Origin of the sequence: Micromonospora sp. NPDC005087, from assembly GCF_042872965.1 — a bacterium.
In the GTDB taxonomy this organism is placed as follows: Bacteria; Actinomycetota; Actinomycetes; order Mycobacteriales; family Micromonosporaceae; genus Micromonospora.
Genome location: NZ_JBIALB010000017.1, coordinates 55929 through 71932, shown reverse-complemented (window position 1 = coordinate 71932; position 16004 = coordinate 55929). Strand labels below are relative to the sequence as shown.

The 16004-nt window shown below is 70.9% G+C and carries 14 protein-coding genes; 12 read left to right on the top strand and 2 right to left on the bottom strand.

The window, feature by feature from the left end; translation table 11 throughout:
- The first annotated feature begins 75 nt into the window (after window positions 1–75).
- The 4 genes from ACFYPS_RS29585 (at window position 76) to ACFYPS_RS29570 (ending at window position 4655) form a co-directional block, all read left to right on the top strand.
- Window positions 76–945 (top strand): hypothetical protein, encoded by an 870-nt coding sequence (locus tag ACFYPS_RS29585; protein ID WP_354967522.1) that lies wholly within the window; start codon window positions 76–78, stop codon window positions 943–945.
- Window positions 946–969: 24 nt separating this feature from the next.
- On the top strand, window positions 970–1734 hold the full coding sequence (locus tag ACFYPS_RS29580) for a hypothetical protein (protein ID WP_354967523.1): 765 nt from the start codon (window positions 970–972) through the stop codon (window positions 1732–1734).
- Between the two features lie 132 nt (window positions 1735–1866).
- A complete protein-coding gene (locus tag ACFYPS_RS29575; protein ID WP_354967524.1) occupies window positions 1867–3165 on the top strand; it encodes an aspartate aminotransferase family protein in 1299 nt (432 codons plus the stop codon).
- Window positions 3162–4655: a CoA-acylating methylmalonate-semialdehyde dehydrogenase gene (locus tag ACFYPS_RS29570; RefSeq protein WP_354967525.1), complete on the top strand. Its 1494-nt coding sequence runs from the start codon at window positions 3162–3164 to the stop codon at window positions 4653–4655. The genes ACFYPS_RS29575 and ACFYPS_RS29570 overlap by 4 nt, the downstream gene beginning before the upstream one ends.
- On the opposite strand, the gene ACFYPS_RS29565 is transcribed toward ACFYPS_RS29570, so the two are convergent.
- Entirely contained in the window at window positions 4627–6000 is a 1374-nt protein-coding gene (locus tag ACFYPS_RS29565) for an acyltransferase (protein ID WP_387328637.1), read from the bottom strand. The two genes, ACFYPS_RS29570 and ACFYPS_RS29565, sit on opposite strands and share 29 nt — an antisense overlap.
- A gap of 202 nt (window positions 6001–6202) precedes the next feature.
- Between ACFYPS_RS29565 and ngcE (ACFYPS_RS29560) the strand changes: the two genes are divergently transcribed.
- The 3 genes from ngcE (ACFYPS_RS29560) to ACFYPS_RS29550 all read left to right on the top strand — a co-directional run bounded on the left by ngcE (ACFYPS_RS29560) (window position 6203) and on the right by ACFYPS_RS29550 (window position 9491).
- Window positions 6203–7618: an N-acetylglucosamine/diacetylchitobiose ABC transporter substrate-binding protein gene (gene ngcE / locus ACFYPS_RS29560; RefSeq protein ID WP_354967527.1), complete on the top strand. Its 1416-nt coding sequence runs from the start codon at window positions 6203–6205 to the stop codon at window positions 7616–7618.
- Window positions 7619–7680: 62 nt separating this feature from the next.
- The gene (locus ACFYPS_RS29555; RefSeq protein ID WP_387328633.1) at window positions 7681–8589 is read left to right on the top strand and encodes a carbohydrate ABC transporter permease; all 909 of its coding nucleotides are present in this window, start codon (window positions 7681–7683) and stop codon (window positions 8587–8589) included.
- Window positions 8586–9491 (top strand): carbohydrate ABC transporter permease, encoded by a 906-nt coding sequence (locus ACFYPS_RS29550; protein ID WP_387328631.1) that lies wholly within the window; start codon window positions 8586–8588, stop codon window positions 9489–9491. The genes ACFYPS_RS29555 and ACFYPS_RS29550 overlap by 4 nt, the downstream gene beginning before the upstream one ends.
- Window positions 9492–9756: 265 nt before the next feature.
- Here the strand turns inward: ACFYPS_RS29550 and ACFYPS_RS29545 are convergent, their stop codons facing one another.
- A complete protein-coding gene (locus tag ACFYPS_RS29545; RefSeq protein WP_387328628.1) occupies window positions 9757–10743 on the bottom strand; it encodes an N-acetylglucosamine kinase in 987 nt (328 codons plus the stop codon).
- A 205-nt stretch (window positions 10744–10948) separates the two neighbouring features.
- On the opposite strand from ACFYPS_RS29545, the gene ACFYPS_RS29540 reads away from it, so the two are divergent.
- Genes ACFYPS_RS29540 through ACFYPS_RS29520 form a run of 5 tightly spaced genes read left to right on the top strand, consistent with a single transcriptional unit; the run spans window position 10949 to window position 15974 of the window.
- Window positions 10949–11911: a MurR/RpiR family transcriptional regulator gene (locus ACFYPS_RS29540; RefSeq protein WP_354967531.1), complete on the top strand. Its 963-nt coding sequence runs from the start codon at window positions 10949–10951 to the stop codon at window positions 11909–11911.
- Window positions 11908–12657 (top strand): SIS domain-containing protein, encoded by a 750-nt coding sequence (locus ACFYPS_RS29535; protein ID WP_354967532.1) that lies wholly within the window; start codon window positions 11908–11910, stop codon window positions 12655–12657. Before ACFYPS_RS29540 ends, ACFYPS_RS29535 begins: the two co-directional genes overlap by 4 nt.
- Before the next feature lie 26 nt (window positions 12658–12683).
- Complete coding sequence (ngcE, locus tag ACFYPS_RS29530) at window positions 12684–14120, top strand: N-acetylglucosamine/diacetylchitobiose ABC transporter substrate-binding protein (protein WP_387328624.1); 1437 nt, start codon at window positions 12684–12686, stop codon at window positions 14118–14120.
- 16 nt (window positions 14121–14136) lie between these two features.
- Window positions 14137–15045, top strand: coding sequence for a sugar ABC transporter permease (locus tag ACFYPS_RS29525; RefSeq protein WP_354967534.1), 909 nt, complete (start codon window positions 14137–14139; stop codon window positions 15043–15045).
- On the top strand, window positions 15045–15974 hold the full coding sequence (locus ACFYPS_RS29520; protein ID WP_387328621.1) for a carbohydrate ABC transporter permease: 930 nt from the start codon (window positions 15045–15047) through the stop codon (window positions 15972–15974). The genes ACFYPS_RS29525 and ACFYPS_RS29520 overlap by 1 nt, the downstream gene beginning before the upstream one ends.
- The last annotated feature ends 30 nt before the right edge of the window (window positions 15975–16004 follow it).

Sequence of the window (16004 nt, the reverse complement as noted above, 5' to 3'; positions counted from 1 at the left end):
GTACCGGGCCGGCGGGGCGGCCTCGTTGTCGTCCCGTCGTACCCTGACGGCAGCCGGCGCCCGGGAGGTACCTCGATGGCCGATTTGCTCCACCGGCCCCGCAACGACCGGGTCGGGCCGGCGGGTGGCTTCGTCCGGCTGCTGGCGCACACCGACCCGGTCGCGCTGGTCGGCATCCTGCTGTCGGTCTCGCTGTCCGTCACGTTGGACCTGACCAACGCGGCGACCGGGGTGGAGTCGCTGCTCGCCGGGCTGATGGGCACCACCATCTCGCTGCTGGTGGACTCGCTGGCCCGCGCCGAGCGCCGCTTCCACCTGCGGACGTTGCTGGAGGGGCCGTCCTGGCTGGTGCACGCGGTGCCCGAGCTGGTCACCGGCACCCGGGAGGCGGTCGAGCGGCATCCGGGCAGCCGGGTCGCCGAGGAGGCCCGGCGCCGCTTCGAACGGTTCCGGGCGCAGACCGAGCAGTTGCGCGCCGGGCAGATCATCCGGCCGGGCGACGACTGCCAGGACCTGCTCGGCGCGACCCGGGAGTGCGTGCGGCGGCTGGACGCGGTGACCAACGTGATGCCGAGGGCCAGCGGCGAGCTGAGCTGGTGGCGTGGCGACGTCGGGCGGCACTACTGGGCGGCCAACACCGAGGCGCTGGCCCGGGGGGTACGGATCACGCGGGTCTTCCTGCACGCCGGCCTGACCGACGAGCTGAGCGAGCTGGTGCGGGCGCAGCAACGGGCCGGGGTGCGGGTGGGGCTGCTGCCGTGGGGCGTGGTGGAGGCCTCGCGGCACGTCAACCTGACCCTGTGGGACGGCACGGCGCGCTGGGAGGGTGTGATGAGCGCGCACGGCGAGATCACCGAGAACCAGTTCTCGGTCAACGCCGCGGACCTGGCCCGGCTGACCGACGTCTTCGAGGTCTGCGTCGAGGCCGCGACCTTCCTGGACTGACCGCGACCGGAGGGCGGCCCGCCGATGACCGTGAGCGCTGTGCTGCTGGTGACGGCGGTGGTGTGGGCGGTCAGCCTGATCCGGTCGGTGCGCCTGCGGGCGTTCGTCTACAGTCTCCCGCTGCCGATGTCGCTGGCCCTGGTGAGCACCGGGCACCGGGTGCAGGGCGCGCAACTGCTCGGGGTGCTCGGCCTCAACCTGTTCTTCGTCGTCGTGGCGGTCACGCATCATCGGCTGTGCTGGCCGATCCTTCTCGCCGACGCCGCCGGGATCGCCGGGTACGTGGCGTTCAGCGCCGGCCTGCTGGCCGTGCCGGTGCCGTTCGCGCTGGCGCTGTGCGCCAGCGTGGCGCTCTGGGCGCTGGCGATGCTGATGCTGCGCCGGCAGCATCCCGCCCCGCCGCCACCAACCGAGCCGCCGCAGGAGACCGAGCTGCAGGTGGAGGCGGGGCGACGCCTGCCGGCGCCGGTGAAGCTGCTGGTGATCCTGGTCGGCGCGACGCTCACCGGGCTGCTCGGCGAGCTGCTGCGCGCGATGGTGGTGACCTTCCCGTACTCCGGGGTGCTGGTGGCCGTCGAGAGCCGTCGCGACCTGGTGGCGTTCACCCGGCACTTCGCCCGCGACAGCCTGGCGCTGGTCGGCTTCCTGGCGGCGTACCACTGGTGGCAGGACACCTCGCCGGCTACCGCCCTGGCGGCCGGCTGGGTGGCCTTCGCGCTGGTGGCCGGGGCGCTGCACGCGGCCTCGCGGGTCGGCGCGGTCGGTCGCCGCGCCGCCGCCGCCGGCTGACGTCTGGCCCGCCGCCCGAGGCTGACGCACTGTCAGGAGCGGGCGCGCGCTGCGCTACACAGTGGCAGTTGCCCACACCGGCCGCCGGTGGGAGCGTGCGGTATCCACGAATGCCGCTGAAGGGTTGCCACGATGACCGACGACCTGCTGGCCCGGCACCGGGCCGTGCTTCCGTCCTGGATGCCGCTGTACTACGCCGAGCCGATCGAGTTGGTCTCCGGCTCGGGTCGCCGGGTCACCGACGCCCAGGGCCGCAGCTACCTGGACTTCTTCGGTGGCGTGCTGACCAACATGATCGGCTACGACATCCCGGAGATCCGGGAGGCGGTCGAGCGGCAGCTCACCTCCGGCATCGTGCACAGCTCGACGCTCTACCTGATCCGCCAGCAGGTGGAGCTGGCCGAGAAGATCGCGCAGCGCTCCGGCATCCCGGACGCCCGGGTGTTCTTCACCAACTCCGGCACCGAGGCGAACGAGGCTGCGTTGCTGGTCGCCACCAACCACCGCCGCTCGCACCAGATCCTGGCCGTGCGCAACAGCTACCACGGCCGGTCGTACGCGGCGATGGGCGTCACCGGCAACCGCAACTGGTCGGCCAGCGGGCTGAACCCTCTCCAGGTGGCCTGGCTGCACTCGGGTGACCGGGTGCGCGGCCTGCTCGCCCGGCTGAGCGCCGAGGAGCAGGTCGACGCGGCGGTGGAGGACCTGCGTGAGGTGCTGGCCACCCAGACCGCCGGCGACGTGGCGGCGTTGATCGCCGAGCCGATCCAGGGCGTGGGTGGCTTCGTGCACCCGCCGGACGGGCTCTTCGCCGGCTGGAAGAAGGTCCTCGACGAGCACGGCATCCTGTTCATCGCCGACGAGGTGCAGACCGGCTGGGGGCGTACCGGGGAGCACTTCTGGGGCTACCAGGCGCACGGGGTCACGCCCGACCTGCTCACCTTCGCCAAGGGCATCGGCAACGGGTTCGCGCTGGCCGGGGTGGTCGGGCGTGCCGAGGTGCTGGAGTCGGTCCCGGCGATCAGCTTCTCCACGTTCGGCGGTAACCCGATCTCCACGGCGGCCGGCAACGCGGTGCTCGACTACCTGATCGCGCACGACCTCCAGGCGAACGCGGCCCGGGTCGGCGCGATCCTCGCCGACGGCCTGCGGTCCGCCGTGGGCGGCCTCGACTGCGTCGCGGAGGTACGCGGCAAGGGGCTGATGCTCGGCGTCGAGTTCGTCCGGCCGGGCACCAGCGAACCCGACCCGGCGCTGACCAACCGGGTCTTCGAGGCGTGCCGGTCCGGTGGCCTGCTCGCCGGCAAGGGCGGCCTGTACGGCAACGTGCTGCGGATGGGTCCACCGTTGACGCTGACCGAGGAGGAGGCCCGCGAGGGCCTGGCGATCCTCGTCGACGCGATCCGGTCGGCGGCGGGGGTGGCGGCGTGAGCAGCCGAATCGGGCACTTCATCGACGGCAAGCGGGTCGGCGGCACGTCCGAGCGGCGGGGCGACGTGTTCGACCCGGCGACGGGTCGGCGTACCGCCGAGGTGGAGCTGGCCTCGGCCGCGGACGTCGACGTCGCGGTGCGGGCCGCCGCCCTCGCCGCCCGGGCCTGGCGGGACGCGTCCCTGGCGAAGCGGTCGGCGGTGCTGTTCGCCTTCCGGGAGCTGGTGCACTCCCGCCGGGACCGGCTCGCCGAGGTGATCACGGCAGAGCACGGCAAGGTGCTCGCCGACGCCGCCGGGGAGGTGCAGCGCGGCCTGGAGGTGATCGAGTACGCCTGCGGCCTGCCCTCGGCGTTGCGCGGCGCGTTCAGCGAGAACGTCTCCACCGAGGTCGACTCGTACACGATCCGCCAGCCGCTCGGGGTGGTCGCGGTGATCTCTCCGTTCAACTTCCCGGTGATGGTGCCGCTGTGGTTCGTGCCGGTCGCGGTGGCCTGCGGCAACGCGGTGGTGCTCAAGCCCAGCGAGAAGGACCCCGGCGCGGCGCTGCTGCTGGCCGAGTGGTTCGCCGAGGCGGGCCTGCCCGACGGGGTGCTGAACGTGGTCAACGGGGACAAGGAGGCGGTCGACGCGCTGCTGGACCACCCGGAGGTGCAGTCGGTGTCGTTCGTCGGCTCCACCCCGATCGCCCGGTACGTCTACCAGCGCGGCACCGCCGCCGGCAAGCGGGTGCAGGCGCTCGGCGGGGCGAAGAACCACATGGTCGTGCTCCCCGACGCCGACCTGGACCTGGCCGCCGACGCGGCGGTCAACGCCGGGTTCGGCTCGGCGGGGGAGCGGTGCATGGCCATCTCGGTGCTGGTGGCGGTGGAGCCGGTGGCCGACGCGCTGGTCGAGCGGATCGCCGCCCGGATGGCCGGGCTGCGTACCGGTGATGGCCGGCGGGGCTGCGACATGGGCCCGTTGGTCACGGCCGAGCACGCGGCGAAGGTGCGCTTCTACGTGGACGCCGGGGTGGCCGCCGGCGCGGTGCCGGTGGTGGACGGTCGGGACGTCACGCCGGACGGCGACCCGAACGGCTTCTGGCTGGGTCCGACGCTGTTCGATCGGGTGACCCCGCAGATGTCGGTCTACACGGACGAGATCTTCGGGCCGGTGCTCGCCGTGGTCCGGGTGGGCTCGTACGACGAGGCGGTGGAGCTGGTCAACGGCAGCCCGTACGGCAACGGCACGGCGATCTTCACCAACGACGGCGGCGCGGCGCGGCGCTACCAGCACGAGGTGGAGGTGGGCATGGTCGGGATCAACGTGCCGATCCCGGTGCCGATGGCGTACCACTCGTTCGGCGGCTGGAAGGCCTCGCTCTTCGGCGACCTGCACGCGCACGGCGAGGACGGGGTGCGCTTCTTCACCCGGGGCAAGGTGGTCACCAGCCGCTGGCTGGACCCACGCCACGGTGGGGTCAACCTCGGGTTCCCCACCCAGACCTGAGCAGCCGCAGCACGCCCGCCCCGGCCAGGTACGCCAGCAGGGCCGGGACGGGTGTGCCGAGCGGCTCCGGTGCCCGCGCGGGGGTCGCGCTGTTGATCAGCAGCGCGGCCACCACAGCGGCGTAGCCGGCCACGGTCAGCGCCGTCCGGGTGGTGGTGCCCCGTCCGGCCCGGCGCCCGGTGCGGTGCCGGGCGCTGCGCGCCTCCACCTGGCCGAAGATGGCGACCAGGACCGCCAGGACCACCGCGAGCAGCAGCAGCCAGGGCCCCCGCCACGCCCACCAGGCGGCCGAACCGACCGCCGGGGTGGGCAGCGTCCCGGTCGCGTCGAGCAGGCCGATCAGCAGGACGGCGGCGGTCAGGTGCCAGAGGAAAACGGTCAGCACCACCAGGTTGACCCCGATCACGAGCTGCCACGGGCCGGTGCGGCGCAGCAGGCGCTCCGCCGGGCCGTGCAGCAGCAGGACCAGGCCGAGCTGGGTGGCGGCGACGGCCAGCAACGCGAGGCTGGGCGGCGCGGCGTTGTCCAGCCGCTCTCCGGGCACGTGCAGCATGGCCACCGGCCAGGGGCCGAGCACGGTGAGCAGCAGCAGCGCGGCCAGCCCGACGGCCAGGAACACCACGCCGGCTCGGCGGGACGTGGGCAGCCGGCGTCGGCGTACCCCCGGACGGTCGGGTGCCGACGGCCCGGCAGCGCGGGTGTCGTGCCAGGCGAAGCCGAGCTGGTGTACGGCCAGCCAGCCGAACAGGTAGTTGCCGTACCCCTGCTGCTCCGGCCCGGTCATTCGGAGCAGGTCGCCGACGCCGACCAGGGCGACCAGCACGAGCGGGACGGCCAGGCCGAAGCGGCGATGCAGCGCGTACATCGGTGGGGTGAGCGCGACCACCGCCAGGTAGGCGACCAGGAACCAGAGCGGGATGGTGGCGAACCAGACCACCTCGCGGATCCGGGTCGGGTCGGCGTCGAGCAGCCGGGCCACCGCCGCCGCGGCGCTGAGCACCAGCACCAGCACGCTGGTGGGGCGCACCAGTCGGGCGCTGCGGTCGAGCAACCAGCCGGCGGCGTCGCCGTCCCGGGCCCGCAGCCGGGTCAGCGAGGCCGCGTTGGCGTAGCCGCCGACCAGGAAGAAGACCGGCATCACCTGGGCCACCCAGGTCAGCGGGTACGCCCAGGGCAGCTCGCCGAGCGCGGAGTGCCCGGTGGGCCGGCCGGCGGCGTCCCGCTCGATCACCGTGACGCCCCAGTGCCCGAGAACGACCATGGTGATGGCGAGCGCCCGGAGCAGGTCGACGTACCGCTCCCGGCCGGGCGGGGTGCGCTCTGCGAGCTGGCGCAGGCGGCGCATCGCCTCAGGCTATGCGACCCGGTGCTGGCCGGTGGTGATAACGGTTCGGCAGCCGGGGGTTGAAGTCCGCGCGTCGCTGCCGTAGAAATTCTTCAACGACTCAGTGTCATATGAAGACAAGCAACACATCCCCCTGCGCCTCGACGCGACGGACGCCACCCCCCATCACCGGCGCCCGCCCGACCCGACCCGAGGAGACATCATGAACAGGCGTGACATCCTGCGGCGCAGCGCCGCCGCCGGGCTGCTGGCCACCCCCGCCGCCGGCCTGCTGACCGGCTGCGCCACCGGCGGCGGCGACGACAAGAGCGACGCCACCGCCTACAAGGGCACCAAGTCCGAGCAGAACCCGCTCGGCGTCAAGGAGGACGCCCCGCTCGAGGTGGTGATCTTCGGCGGCGGGTTCGGCGAGGAGTACGCGAAGGCCCACGAGGCCATGTACACCGAGAAGTACCCGAAGGCGCAGATCAAGCACTCCTCCACCCAGGAGATCAGCAAGACCCTCCAGCCGCGCTTCGTCGACGGCACCCCGCCGGACGTGGTCAACAACTCCGGCACGGGTCAGATCGACTTCAACGGCCTGGTGAGCCAGAACGCCCTCGCCGACCTGGGCGAGCTGCTCGCCGCCCCGAGCCTCGACATCCCCGGCAAGACGATCAAGGACACGCTGCTGCCCGGCGCGGTCGAGATCGGTTCGTACGACGGCAAGTTCCTGGTGATGAACTACACCTACACCGCGTACGGCATCTGGTACTCCAACAAGCTGTTCACTGAACGCAAGTGGGAGTACGCCAAGACCTGGGACGAGCACATCGCGCTCTGCAAGCAGATCAAGGCCGCCGGCATCGCCCCCTGGACGTACGCCGGCATACACCCGCGCTACATGAGCTGGCCGCTGATCTCCACCGCGATCAAGTTCGGCGGCCCGTCGGTGGCCACCGCCCTCGACAACCTGGAGCCGAACGCCTGGAAGTCCGACGCGATGAAGGCCGCGGCCGACGCCTGGCACCAGATCGTCAAGGACAAGTACATCCTGGAGGGCTCGCCCGGCCTGGACCACAAGCAGTCGCAGACCGCCTGGTGCCAGGGCAAGGCCGCGTTCATCTCCTGCGGTTCCTGGCTGGAGAGCGAGCAGAAGGCCGTCACCCCGGCCGGGTTCAACATGACCATCGCGCCGACGCCGAGCCTGGGCAGCGGCGACAAGCTGCCGTTCGAGGCGATCCGGGGCACCGCCGGCGAGCCGTTCATGGTGCCGGCCAAGGCCCGCAACGTCGCCGGTGGCCTGGAGTACTTCCGGACCATGCTCTCGAAGAAGGGCGCCCAGGACTTCACCCGGAAGGTCGCCAGCCTCACCGTGGTGGCCGGCGCCAGCGAGGGCGTCGAGCTGCCGTACGGGCTGAGCACCGTGGTCAAGGCACTGGACGCGTCCGGCGCCAACGGCTTCAACTGGGTCTACAACAACTTCTACCGCAAGCTGGAGCGCAACCTCGTCGACGCCGCGTGCGGCGAGTTCTTCAGTGGCCGGATCGGCCCGGCGGACTTCCTCGACCAGTGCCAGAAGGGCGCCGACTCGATCGCCCAGGACAGCTCGATCAAGAAGTTCAAGCGGGCTGCGTGACACCCCGGCCGGTGGGGGCGGACCGCCCCCACCGGCCGCACCACGGGAAGTAGGTCCTCATCGTGAGACATGGCAAGTGGCCGCTGATCGTCACCTTCCTGGTGCCGCCGGTGCTGCTGTACATCGTCTTCGTCGTGTCGCCGTACCTGCAGGCGTTCCAGATCTCCACCACCGACTGGCTCGGCTACTCGGCCGACGCCAACTCGGTCGGTCTGGCGAACTTCAAGACCCTGTGGCGCGACGGGTACGTCTGGAACGCGTTGCAGAACAACGCGATCCTGCTGGCCCTGGTGCCGGTGCTGACCATCGTGCTCGGGATCTTCTTCGCCACCATGCTCGCCATGGGTGGGCGCAAGGGCCGTGCCGGCGTGACCGGTGTACGTGGCGGCGCGTTCTACCGCACGGTGTACTTCTTCCCGCAGGTGCTCTCCGTGGTGATCATCGCGCTGCTCTGGAAGGAGGTCTACCACCCGAATCAGGGGCTGCTCACCAGTGCCCTGCACGCGCTCGGCCTGCCCGCGCCGACCTGGCTCGGTGACCCGGCGACCGCCTTCTGGTGCGTCCTCGCGGTGATGGTGTGGAGCAACGTCGGCTTCTACGTGGTGCTGTTCGGCGCGGCGATGTCGGCCGTGCCGAAGGAGATCTACGAGGCGGTGCTGCTCGACGGCGCGTCCCGGTTCACCACGCTGCGCCGGGTCACCCTGCCGCTGCTCTGGGACACCGTCCAGGTGGCCTGGGTCTACCTGGCCATCTTCGCCCTGGACGGGTTCGTCCTCGTGCAGCTGATGACCAACGGCGGGCCGAACTTCTCCACCGACGTGATCGGCGTACGGATGTACGACACCGCCTTCGGCAGTGAGACCAAGTTCGGCTACGCCTCGGCCATCGGCGTGGTGATGTTCTTCCTGACCCTCTCGGTGGCGGTGCTGTCGCTGCGGGTCGGCCGGCGCGATCGGATCGAGTACTCGTGACCACAGTGGACAGACCCGCCCCCGCCGCCACCGCGTCGACGCCCCCCGCCGGCCGGGACCGCCCGCTCCGCCGGGACCTCGGCGTGGCCAACGTCTTCTCGCACGGCTTCCTGCTGCTCTGGGGCCTGCTCACCGTGCTGCCGCTGCTGTGGATGTTCATCAGCTCGTTCAAGACCAACGGCGAGATCCTGGCCGACCCGTGGGGGCTGCCCGGGGCGCTGAACCTGGACAACTGGGCGCGGGCCTGGACCGGCGCGCACATCGGCCGGTACTTCTTCAACAGCCTGGTGGTGGTGGCCGGCTCGGTCAGCCTCACCATGCTGATGGGCGCCACCGCCGCGTACGTCTTCGCCCGGTACGAGTTCCGCGGCCGGCAGTTCGTCTACTACCTGTTCGTCGGCGGTCTGATGTTCCCGGTGTTCCTCGCCCTGGTGCCGCTCTTCTTCGTGGTCCGCAACGCCGGCCTCTTCGGCACCTGGATCGGGTTGATCCTGGTGTACGCGGCCTACTCGCTGCCGTTCACGGTGTTCTTCCTGACCGCGTTCTTCCGGACCCTGCCGACCTCGGTGGCCGAGGCCGCGATGGTCGACGGCTGCGGTCACTTCCGACTGTTCTTCCGGGTGATGCTGCCGATGGCGCGTCCGGGACTGATCAGTGTGGCGATCTTCAACTTCCTCAGCCACTGGAACCAGTTCCTGTTACCGCAGGTGTTGATGCAGGGCGACGAGTCCAAGTGGGTGCTCGCCCAGGGGCTGTTCGCGCTGTCGGTCAGCCAGGGATACGCCGGCGACTACGCCCGGCTCTTCGCCGGGCTGAGCATCGCCGTGCTGCCGGTGCTCGCCGTGTACGTGGGCTTCCAGCGACAGGTGCAGACCGGCCTGACCGCGGGTCAGCTCAAGTAGCCGACCCGCCGATCCGGGCCGCACGTCTGACCGATCTCGATCGCCGCGCAGCTGGCGCAGACCTCCGCGTCCCCACCCCGATTCTTCGCCGTGGAGCGGCGGGCGCGCGGGGCCTCTCGGGCAGGCGTGGGGCGGGGGCTCGCGTTGATCGTGCTCGATCCAGGATGTAGTGGCCTCCGGACGCGAGGTGGGGACTATTTCCACGATCGAGCCCGCTCTGACCCAACGCGGCGGGCGGGGCGCGGGGCGGGTGTGGGTCGGGCGGTCAGGGGGTGGGGAAGAGGAGGGCGTGCAGGGTGGTCGGATCGGTCACCTCGGGCAGCTCGCGGGCGGCGAGCCAGGCCGCGGCGGCGGCCCCGTCGCCGGCGGTGCGCAGCGGCGCGTCCGGCCAGTGCCGGCCGACCTCGGCCCGGACGGCGGCGGCCAGCGGGGTGTTCCCGGTGAGCAGCCCACCGCCGAGCACGAACGGTGTCACCGCCCCGGCCGGGCGGATCCGGCCCACGCTGTCGACCAGGTGCGCGGCGGCCTCGGTGAGCAGCGCGGTGGCGACCGGTTCACCGTCGGCGGCGGCGGTGACGACCAGCGGCGCCAGCCGGGCCAGCTCGATCGGGGGTCGGCGGGTCACCGCCTGGATCGTGGCGTCCACGGTGTCCCGAGGGCGGGCGGCGATCTCGGGGCTGCCCAGCAGGTCGGTGAGCACCGCCGTGGCCAGCGCGCCGGGGGCGCGGCCGGCGTCCAGGTCGGCGAGCAACCGGCGGACCGCCTCACGGCCCAGCCAGAAGCCGGACCCGGCGTCGCCGAGCAGCCAGCCGTGTCCGTCGGCGACCCGGTCCAGCCGCAGGTCACGGACCTGAGCGGTGATCGCCCCGGTGCCGGCGATGAGCACCGTGCCATCCGGGGCGGCGGTGCCGGAGGCGTAGGCCACCAGGGCGTCGCCGTGCACCGCGTACGGGCAGCGCAGGCCGGCGTCCTGCCAGGCCCGGTCGAAGGCGGCGCGGCCGGCCGGGTCCGCGAGCAGCCGGGCCGCCCCGGCCAGCCCGATGGTGCCGGCCGTCACCCGGGTCGGGTCGACGTCGGCGAGCGCACCGCGCAGGGCCTTCAGCAGCTCCGTGGCGGCCTGTTCGGCGCCGTGGCTGGTGGGGTTGCCACCGCCGGCTCGGCCGGTGCCGAGGCGTTCGCCGGTGAGGGTCAGAGCGGTCGCCCGGGTGGACGTACCGCCGACGTCGAGACCGACCACGACGGTGTCGGACATCGGCACGGCCTCCTTGCGCTGCGCGACGTTGGGCCCCGTTCATGCTGGTCGGCGCCGTCGTGCGGGGCAAGATCTGGCCGGCGCGGCGGGCTGTGCGCCAGGTAACAGTTTGAAAACTTCGCCCACAGTCTTGACACGGAGGGGCGTTCAGTAAGAACTTTTACCACTAACAGTTAACAATCTTTTTGGAAAGGCCAGGCGTCGCATGGTTGATCACGAGGTGGACACCTCCGCGGGGACCGCGGTGGTCGACGCCGACGCGTTCGACCGGCGAGGCGCGCTCGGGTCCGCCTCCGACGGGGTGCTGGCCCGGGTCCGCAACGGGCTCGGTGAGCTGACCGGCGCGCTGCGCCGGGTCGCCGAGCACGTGCTGAGCGACCCGGAGGCGGCCGCCCGATCCACCATAGTCGAGTTGGCCGAGCGTAGCGGCACGTCACCGGCGACCATCACCCGTTTCTGCCGGGCGATGGGCTTCGAGGGGTACGCCGACCTGCGGCTGGGCATCGCCTCCGAGACAGGTCGGGCCCGTTCGGCCGGGTGGACCATCGACATCGGACGGGAAATCCAGCCGAGCGACCCGCTGGCCCGGGTGCTCGACCAGATCATGGCCGCCGACACCCGGGCCATGCACGACACCGCCGCGCTGCTCGACCTCTCCGAGGTGGAGCGGGCCGCGGTGGCAATCGCCGGCGCCAGCAGGGTGAACATCTTCGGCGCCAGCGGCAGCGCCCTGGTTGGCGAGGAAATGCAGTTCAGCCTGCACCGCATCGGGGTGGCCGCGTGGGCCTGGAACGACGTGCACGAGGGGCTGGCCAGCGCCGCGCTGCTGCGCACCGGAGACGTGGCGCTGGGCATCTCGCACACCGGCCAGACTCGGGAGACGATCGAGATGCTCGCCGAGGCGGGCAGTCGGGGCGCCACCACGATCGCCCTCACCGGCTTCCCCCGCTCACCGCTGGCCGAGCTTGCCGACATCGTGCTGCTCACCGCCAGCCAGGCGACCACCTTCCGGCCGGACGCGCTCTCCGCCCGCCACCCCCAGCTGGTGGTGCTCGACCTGCTCTACATCGCCGTCGCCCAGCGCACCCACGACCGCGCGCATGCGGCCTTCCGGCGTACCGCGCAGGCCGTCGACGGGCACAAGGCCGCGAAGGGAGCCCTCGCATGATCAGCGCCCAGGGGTACGCGGACGCAGTCCGCCCGGTGCTCGACCGGCTGCTCGACACCGAGGCCGACGGCATCACCCGGGCCGCCGACCTGATCGCCGAGAGCCTGCGCGCCGGCGGTGTGCTCCAGGCGTTCGGCGCCGGGCACTCCGAGGCGTTCGCCGCCGAACTGGTCGCCCGGGCCGGCGGGTTGGTTCCCACCAACCGGCTCTCGGTGCGTGACCTGGTGGTGCACGGCGACGCCCCGCCGGATGTGCTCGCCGACCCGAAGCTGGAACGCGACCCCTCAATCGCCCACCAGATCTACGCGCTCGCGGCGCCTCAGCCGCGCGACGTGTTCGTGGTGGCGTCCCAATCCGGCATCAACGGCTCGGTGGTCGAGCTGGCGGCGCTGGTCACCGAGCGCGGTCACCCGTTGATCGCGGTCACCTCGGTCGAGCACACCGCACGGGTGGCCCCGCGGCACCCGTCCGGTCGACGGCTCGCCGACCTCGCCGACGTCGTGCTGGACAATGGCGCGCCGTACGGCGATGCACTGCTGCCGCTCGAGGGCGGCGGCGCGGTCTGTGCGGTCTCCTCGGTCACCACTGCGCTGCTGGCGCAGCTGCTGACCGCGGAGGTCGTCCGACGGTTCCATCAGGCCGGAGAGGTGCCCCCTATCTACCTCTCGGCCAACGTCCCCGGCGGGGACGAGCACAACATCGCCCTCGAGTCGCGGTACGCCGGGCGTCTCCGGCGCACGGCCTGACCCGAATTCCACAAGGAGAGACGACGATGTCGATTACCCCCGAGCACCCGGCCGAGCTTGACCGCCGTACGGTGCTGCGCCGCGCCGCCGCCGTGGGCATGCTCGCCACTCCGGCCATCGGCCTGCTCAGCGCCTGCGCCACCAGCGGTGGCGACGAGAAGAACGAGCAGGTCTCCGGCGGCACCAAGAGCGCGACCAACCCGCTGGGTGTCAAGGAGGACGCCCCGATCGAGGTGGTCATCTTCAACGGCGGCTACGGCGAGAAGTACGCCACCGACGTGCACGAGCCGCTCTACAAGAAGGCGTTCCCCAAGGCGGAGGTCAAGCACCAGGCCACCCAGGCCGTCTCCACCGTGCTCCAGCCGCGTTTCGCCTCCGGCAACCCGCCGGAGTTCGTGAACAACTCGGGCGAGAAGCTGATGGACTTCGGCGCGCTGGTCGCCGACGGTCAGCTGCAGGACCTCACCGAGCTGTGGGACGCGCCGTCGGTCGACGACCCGGCCAAGAAGGTCCGCGACACCGTGGTGCCCGGCACCATCGAGGCGGGCTCGTTCAACGGCAAGCCGTTCGTCCTGTACTACGTCTCCACCGTCTTCGGCATCTGGTACTCCGGCAAGCTGTTCAAGGACAACGGCTGGGCGCCGGCGAAGAACTGGGACGAGTTCATGACCCTGCTCACGGCCATCAAGGCCAAGGGCATCACGCCGTACGGCTACGCCGGGGCGAACGCGGCCTACTACCAGTGGAACGTGATCCTCACCCACGCCGCCAAGATCGGCGGCACGGACGTGCTGAAGAACATCGACAACCTGGAGGACGGCGCCTGGCAGCAGGACGCGGTCAAGCAGGCTGCCACCGCGTGGGCCGAGGTCGGGGCGAAGTTCAGCGACAAGAGCTTCGAGGGGCTCAAGCACACCGACGTGCAGCTGCGGCAGAACCAGTACAAGGTGGCCATGTACCCCAGCGGTGACTGGCTGGAAGGCGAGCAGAAGAAGGACACGCCGGCCGGCTTCGAGTACCAGCTCATGCCGGTGCCGAGCATGTCCGCCTCGGACAGGCTGCCGGCCACGGCGCTGCGGGCCACCGCGGGTGAGGGCTACTTCGTCTCGGCGAAGAGCAAGAACCCCAAGGGCGGCCTGGAGTACATGCGGCGGATGCTGTCCACGGAGGGCGCGAAGGGCTTCACCGAGGTGGTCAAGGCCCCGACCGTGGTCACCGCCGGCTCGGAGGGCTTCGCCTTCCCGCCCGGTGTGGCCAGCTCGCAGGCCGCGCTCAAGGCGGCCGGCCAGGATGTGTTCAACCTGTACTTCGACGGCTGGTACAAGGAGCTCGACACGGAGGCGCGTACCGCCACCAACGAGCTGATGTTCGGCCGGATCAAGGCGGACGCCTTCGTGGAGCGGATCCAGAAGCGCGCCGACGCGATCAAGAAGGACAGCTCCGTCACCAAGTTCAAGCGCTGATCGGAGCGTAGGGGTCATGCGGCACGGCAAGTATCCGTTCGTGATCGGGTTCCTGTTCGCCCCGGTCACGCTGTACGTGGTCTTCGTCATCGCGCCGTACGCGCAGGCGTTCCAGATCTCGATGACCAACTGGAGGGGGCTCTCCGCCCCGCAGTGGGTGGGCTTCGACAACTACCGGAGGCTGCTCGACGACGGCAGCTTCTGGAAGGCGGTCCAGCACCACGGCGTACTGCTGCTTGCCCTGCCGCTGATCACCATTGCCATCGCGCTGTTCTTCTCGTTCCTGCTCAACGTGGGCGGGAAGAGCAGCGGTGGGCAACGCCAGGGGGTCTGGGGGGCGAAGTTCTACCGGGTGGTGTTCTTCTTCCCCCAGGTCCTGGCGGTGGCCATCATCGCGGTGCTGTTCCAGATGGTCTACCGGCCCAACGAGTCCGGCCTGATCAACGGCGTACTGATGAAGCTCGGCTTCGATCCGGTGCTCTTCCTGGTCCGGCCGAACCTGGCCCTCTGGTCGATCATCGGGGTGCTGGTCTGGCAGGCGGTCGGCTTCTACGTGGTGCTCTTCTCGGCCGGGATGGCCTCCATCCCGGGTGAGATCTACGAGGCCGCCGAGATGGACGGGGCGACCAAGGTGACCCTGTTCTTCCGGGTCACCCTGCCGCTGCTCTGGGACACCCTCCAGGTCGCCTGGGTCTACCTGGGCATCGCGGCGTTCGACGCGTTCGCCATCGTCGCGGTGCTCTCCGTGGACGGTGGCGGCCCGGACGGCGCCACCACGGTGCTGGCCATGGAGATCTACCGCAACGCGTTCGTCTACTCGAAATACGGCTACGCCTCCGCGATGGGTGTGGCGCTCTTCTTCCTGACCCTCACGTTCGCGGCGCTGACGCTGCGGCTCACCAAGCGGGAAAGCGTGGAGTACTGATGAACCCGCAGTCGACGCTGCCGCCGACGCCGGCGGCGCTACCGCCGAAGACCGGCGACCCGGGCGCCCCCGGTGGACGAGGGTCGAAGGGCCCCCGCTCGGAGGCACGGCTCTTCGCCGGCCTGGGGCACATCGCGCTCGCCGTGTGGGCGGTGATCGTGATCGTGCCGATCCTCTGGACGTTCCTCGCCGCGTTCAAGAACACGACCGAGATCTTCAGCAGCCCGTGGACGCTCCCGGCGGAACTGCGCTGGGAGAACTTCGGCCGGGCCTGGACCAAGGCGCACGTCGGCCGGTACTTCCTCAACAGCGTCATTGTGGTCACGTGCAGCACCTTCGGCACCATGCTGCTGGGCTCGATGGCGGCGTACGTGCTGGCCCGGTACAAGTTCTGGGGCAACCGGGCGATCTACTACCTCTTCGTCTCCGGGTTGGCCTTCCCGGTCTTCCTGGCCCTGGTGCCGCTCTTCTTCGTGGTGAAGAACCTGGGCCTGCTGGACACCCACACCGGGGTGGTGCTGGTCTACATCGCGTACTCGCTGCCGTTCACGATCTTCTTCCTGGCCGCGTTCTTCAAGACGCTGCCGTCGTCGGTGGCGGAGGCGGGGCTGATCGACGGCTGCGGGCACACCCGGCTGTTCTTCCAGGTCATGATGCCGATGGCGAAGCCGGGTCTGATCAGCGTGGCGATCTTCAACATCATCGGTCAGTGGGCGCAGTACCAACTTCCCCTGGTGCTGCTCTCGAACGCGAAGGACAAGTGGGTGCTCACCCAGGGCATCGCGGACATCTCGGTCAACGCCGGCTACGAGGCGGACTGGTCCGGGTTGTTCGCCGCGCTGACCATCGCGATCCTCCCGATGATCATCGTGTACGCGATCTTTCAGCGTCAGATCCAGGCCGGCCTCACCTCCGGCGCCGTGAAGTAAGGAAGGGCACCTTCTTAACGCCTGGTGCAT

Bases quoted from the DNA above. Each gene is read 5' to 3' on its own strand.
- ACFYPS_RS29585 (WP_354967522.1), top strand. From the start codon at position 76: ATGGCCGATTTGCTCCACCGGCCCCGCAACGACCGGGTCGGGCCGGCG.
- ACFYPS_RS29580 (WP_354967523.1), top strand. From the start codon at position 970: ATGACCGTGAGCGCTGTGCTGCTGGTGACGGCGGTGGTGTGGGCGGTC.
- ACFYPS_RS29575 (WP_354967524.1), top strand. From the start codon at position 1,867: ATGACCGACGACCTGCTGGCCCGGCACCGGGCCGTGCTTCCGTCCTGG.
- ACFYPS_RS29565 (WP_387328637.1), bottom strand. From the start codon at position 6,000: ATGCGCCGCCTGCGCCAGCTCGCAGAGCGCACCCCGCCCGGCCGGGAG.
- ngcE (WP_354967527.1), top strand. From the start codon at position 6,203: ATGAACAGGCGTGACATCCTGCGGCGCAGCGCCGCCGCCGGGCTGCTG.
- ACFYPS_RS29545 (WP_387328628.1), bottom strand. From the start codon at position 10,743: ATGTCCGACACCGTCGTGGTCGGTCTCGACGTCGGCGGTACGTCCACC.
- ACFYPS_RS29540 (WP_354967531.1), top strand. From the start codon at position 10,949: ATGGTTGATCACGAGGTGGACACCTCCGCGGGGACCGCGGTGGTCGAC.
- ACFYPS_RS29535 (WP_354967532.1), top strand. From the start codon at position 11,908: ATGATCAGCGCCCAGGGGTACGCGGACGCAGTCCGCCCGGTGCTCGAC.
- ngcE (WP_387328624.1), top strand. From the start codon at position 12,684: ATGTCGATTACCCCCGAGCACCCGGCCGAGCTTGACCGCCGTACGGTG.
- ACFYPS_RS29525 (WP_354967534.1), top strand. From the start codon at position 14,137: ATGCGGCACGGCAAGTATCCGTTCGTGATCGGGTTCCTGTTCGCCCCG.
- ACFYPS_RS29520 (WP_387328621.1), top strand. From the start codon at position 15,045: ATGAACCCGCAGTCGACGCTGCCGCCGACGCCGGCGGCGCTACCGCCG.